Raw genomic sequence first — 5,000 nt, forward strand, 5'->3', positions numbered from 1 at the left:
CAAGGCTAAATACTACTGACTGACCGATAGTGAACTAGTACCGTGAGGGAAAGGCGAAAAGAACCCCGGAGAGGGGAGTGAAATAGATCCTGAAACCGTATGCGTACAAGCAGTGGGAGCCCACTTTGTTGGGTGACTGCGTACCTTTTGTATAATGGGTCAGCGACTTATTTTCAGTGGCGAGCTTAACCGAATAGGGGAGGCGTAGCGAAAGCGAGTCTTAATAGGGCGTCTAGTCGCTGGGAATAGACCCGAAACCGGGCGATCTATCCATGGCAGGTTGAAGGTTGGGTAACACTAACTGGAGGACCGAACCGACTACCGTTGAAAAGTTAGCGGATGACCTGTGGATCGGAGTGAAAGGCTAATCAAGCTCGGAGATAGCTGGTTCTCCTCGAAAGCTATTTAGGTAGCGCCTCATGTATCACTGTAGGGGGTAGAGCACTGTTTCGGCTAGGGGGTCATCCCGACTTACCAAACCGATGCAAACTCCGAATACCTACAAGTGCCGAGCATGGGAGACACACGGCGGGTGCTAACGTCCGTCGTGAAAAGGGAAACAACCCAGACCGTCAGCTAAGGTCCCAAAGTCATGGTTAAGTGGGAAACGATGTGGGAAGGCTTAGACAGCTAGGAGGTTGGCTTAGAAGCAGCCACCCTTTAAAGAAAGCGTAATAGCTCACTAGTCGAGTCGGCCTGCGCGGAAGATGTAACGGGGCTCAAACCATGCACCGAAGCTACGGGTATCACTTAGGTGATGCGGTAGAGGAGCGTTCTGTAAGCCTGTGAAGGTGAGTTGAGAAGCTTGCTGGAGGTATCAGAAGTGCGAATGCTGACATGAGTAACGACAATGGGTGTGAAAAACACCCACGCCGAAAGACCAAGGTTTCCTGCGCAACGTTAATCGACGCAGGGTTAGTCGGTCCCTAAGGCGAGGCTGAAAAGCGTAGTCGATGGAAAACAGGTTAATATTCCTGTACTTCTGGTTATTGCGATGGAGGGACGGAGAAGGCTAGGCCAGCTTGGCGTTGGTTGTCCAAGTTTAAGGTGGTAGGCTGGAATCTTAGGTAAATCCGGGATTCCAAGGCCGAGAGCTGATGACGAGTTATCTTTTAGATGACGAAGTGGTTGATGCCATGCTTCCAAGAAAAGCTTCTAAGCTTCAGGTAACCAGGAACCGTACCCCAAACCGACACAGGTGGTTGGGTAGAGAATACCAAGGCGCTTGAGAGAACTCGGGTGAAGGAACTAGGCAAAATGGCACCGTAACTTCGGGAGAAGGTGCGCCGGTGAGGGTGAAGGACTTGCTCCGTAAGCCCATGCCGGTCGAAGATACCAGGCCGCTGCGACTGTTTATTAAAACACAGCACTCTGCAAACACGAAAGTGGACGTATAGGGTGTGACGCCTGCCCGGTGCCGGAAGGTTAATTGATGGGGTTAGCTAACGCGAAGCTCTTGATCGAAGCCCCGGTAAACGGCGGCCGTAACTATAACGGTCCTAAGGTAGCGAAATTCCTTGTCGGGTAAGTTCCGACCTGCACGAATGGCGTAACGATGGCGGCGCTGTCTCCACCCGAGACTCAGTGAAATTGAAATCGCTGTGAAGATGCAGTGTATCCGCGGCTAGACGGAAAGACCCGTGAACCTTTACTATAGCTTTGCACTGGACTTTGAATTTGCTTGTGTAGGATAGGTGGGAGGCTTTGAAGCGTGGACGCCAGTTCGCGTGGAGCCAACCTTGAAATACCACCCTGGCAACTTTGAGGTTCTAACTCAGGTCCGTTATCCGGATCGAGGACAGTGTATGGTGGGTAGTTTGACTGGGGCGGTCTCCTCCTAAAGAGTAACGGAGGAGTACGAAGGTGCGCTCAGACCGGTCGGAAATCGGTCGTAGAGTATAAAGGCAAAAGCGCGCTTGACTGCGAGACAGACACGTCGAGCAGGTACGAAAGTAGGTCTTAGTGATCCGGTGGTTCTGTATGGAAGGGCCATCGCTCAACGGATAAAAGGTACTCCGGGGATAACAGGCTGATACCGCCCAAGAGTTCATATCGACGGCGGTGTTTGGCACCTCGATGTCGGCTCATCACATCCTGGGGCTGAAGCCGGTCCCAAGGGTATGGCTGTTCGCCATTTAAAGTGGTACGCGAGCTGGGTTTAGAACGTCGTGAGACAGTTCGGTCCCTATCTGCCGTGGACGTTTGAGATTTGAGAGGGGCTGCTCCTAGTACGAGAGGACCGGAGTGGACGAACCTCTGGTGTTCCGGTTGTCACGCCAGTGGCATTGCCGGGTAGCTATGTTGGGAAAGATAACCGCTGAAGCATCTAAGCGGGAAACTTGCCTCAGATGAGATCTCACTGGACCTTGAGTTCCTGAAGGGCCGTCGAAGACTACGAGTTGATAGCAGGGGTGTAGCGCTGTGAGGCGTTGAGCTAACTGTACTAATTGCCCGTGAGGCTTGACCATATAACACCAAGCAATTTGCAGGCTTCGAGCTGAAAGCGAAGGAGCACCAGATTGCGGTGTTGAAGACGAAAGAACCGAAGTTTGCGACTCCAAAACCGAGCTGTCACATACCATTTGCTGGAGCGTGATCTCGCAAGAGAACGAGCTGGCTACGATTCTGACGACCTAGCAGGAACCACCTGACCATCCCGATCAGCGTGAACGATGCATCGCCGAGTAGGTGGGTTCCCCATGTGAGAGTAGGTTCTCGTCAGATATCCAGAATGATGTAAGCTCGGTTTTGTTGAAATTTGTTTTGTTCACACACGCATTGTGTCCTCGTCTATCGCTGAACCGCAAATTGCTTTATATGTCAAGCCTCACGGGCATTAGTAAGGAGCTCAAGCTACAGCCTACCACCCTGCCTATCAACGTCAGTCTCGACGCCTTCAGGAACTCAAGTCCTGAGATCTCATCGAGGCAAGTTTCCGCTTAGATGCTTTCAGTTATCTTCCGAACATAGTACCCGCAATGCACGGTGACAACGAAACAGAGGTTCGTCAGTCCGATAAACTCAAACGTCCACGGCAGATAGGACCGAACTGTCTCACGACGTTCTAAACCCAGCTCGCGTACCACTTTAAATGGCGAACAGCCATACCCTTGGACCGGCTTCAGCCCCAGGATGTGATGAGCCGACATCGAGGTGCCAAACACCGCCGTCGATATGAACTCTTGGGCGGTATCAGCCTGTTATCCCCGGAGTACCTTTTATCCGTTGAGCGATGGCCCTTCCATACAGAACCACCGGATCACTAAGACCTACTTTCGTACCTGCTCGACGTGTCTGTCTCGCAGTCAAGCGCGCTTTTGCCTTTATACTCTACGACCGATTTCCGACCGGTCTGAGCGCACCTTCGTACTCCTCCGTTACTCTTTAGGAGGAGACCGCCCCAGTCAAACTACCCACCATACACTGTCCTCGATCCGGATAACGGACCTGAGTTAGAACCTCAAAGTTGCCAGGGTGGTATTTCAAGGTTGGCTCCACGCGAACTGGCGTCCACGCTTCAAAGCCTCCCACCTATCCTACACAAGCAAATTCAAAGTCCAGTGCAAAGCTATAGTAAAGGTTCACGGGTCTTTCCGTCTAGCCGCGGATACACTGCATCTTCACAGCGATTTCAATTTCACTGAGTCTCGGGTGGAGACAGCGCCGCCATCGTTACGCCATTCGTGCAGGTCGGAACTTACCCGACAAGGAATTTCGCTACCTTAGGACCGTTATAGTTACGGCCGCCGTTTACCGGGGCTTCGATCAAGAGCTTCGCGTTAGCTAACCCCATCAATTAACCTTCCGGCACCGGGCAGGCGTCACACCCTATACGTCCACTTTCGTGTTTGCAGAGTGCTGTGTTTTTAATAAACAGTCGCAGCGGCCTGGTATCTTCGACCGGCATGGGCTTACGGAGCAAGTCCTTCACCCTCACCGGCGCACCTTCTCCCGAAGTTACGGTGCCATTTTGCCTAGTTCCTTCACCCGAGTTCTCTCAAGCGCCTTGGTATTCTCTACCCAACCACCTGTGTCGGTTTGGGGTACGGTTCCTGGTTACCTGAAGCTTAGAAGCTTTTCTTGGAAGCATGGCATCAACCACTTCGTCATCTAAAAGATAACTCGTCATCAGCTCTCGGCCTTGGAATCCCGGATTTACCTAAGATTCCAGCCTACCACCTTAAACTTGGACAACCAACGCCAAGCTGGCCTAGCCTTCTCCGTCCCTCCATCGCAATAACCAGAAGTACAGGAATATTAACCTGTTTTCCATCGACTACGCTTTTCAGCCTCGCCTTAGGGACCGACTAACCCTGCGTCGATTAACGTTGCGCAGGAAACCTTGGTCTTTCGGCGTGGGTGTTTTTCACACCCATTGTCGTTACTCATGTCAGCATTCGCACTTCTGATACCTCCAGCAAGCTTCTCAACTCACCTTCACAGGCTTACAGAACGCTCCTCTACCGCATCACCTAAGTGATACCCGTAGCTTCGGTGCATGGTTTGAGCCCCGTTACATCTTCCGCGCAGGCCGACTCGACTAGTGAGCTATTACGCTTTCTTTAAAGGGTGGCTGCTTCTAAGCCAACCTCCTAGCTGTCTAAGCCTTCCCACATCGTTTCCCACTTAACCATGACTTTGGGACCTTAGCTGACGGTCTGGGTTGTTTCCCTTTTCACGACGGACGTTAGCACCCGCCGTGTGTCTCCCATGCTCGGCACTTGTAGGTATTCGGAGTTTGCATCGGTTTGGTAAGTCGGGATGACCCCTAGCCGAAACAGTGCTCTACCCCCTACAGTGATACATGAGGCGCTACCTAAATAGCTTTCGAGGAGAACCAGCTATCTCCGAGCTTGATTAGCCTTTCACTCCGATCCACAGGTCATCCGCTAACTTTTCAACGGTAGTCGGTTCGGTCCTCCAGTTAGTGTTACCCAACCTTCAACCTGCCCATGGATAGATCGCCCGGTTTCGGGTCTATTCCCAGCGACTAGACGCCC

Annotated in this window: 2 rRNA genes (both only partly in view); one reads left to right on the forward strand and one right to left on the reverse strand. The window is 52.1% G+C overall.

The annotated features are described in order from the left end of the window. Positions 1-2,468 (forward strand): 23S ribosomal RNA (locus PFEN_RS27030) (it extends 411 nt beyond the left edge of the window). Positions 2,469-2,816: 348 nt separating this feature from the next. Here the strand turns inward: PFEN_RS27030 and PFEN_RS27035 are convergent. Continuing rightward, a 23S ribosomal RNA gene (locus PFEN_RS27035) occupies positions 2,817-5,000 on the reverse strand; it runs 636 nt beyond the window's last position.

The organism is Pseudomonas sp. FEN, from assembly GCF_904067045.1.
Lineage (GTDB): Bacteria > Pseudomonadota > Gammaproteobacteria > Pseudomonadales > Pseudomonadaceae > Aquipseudomonas.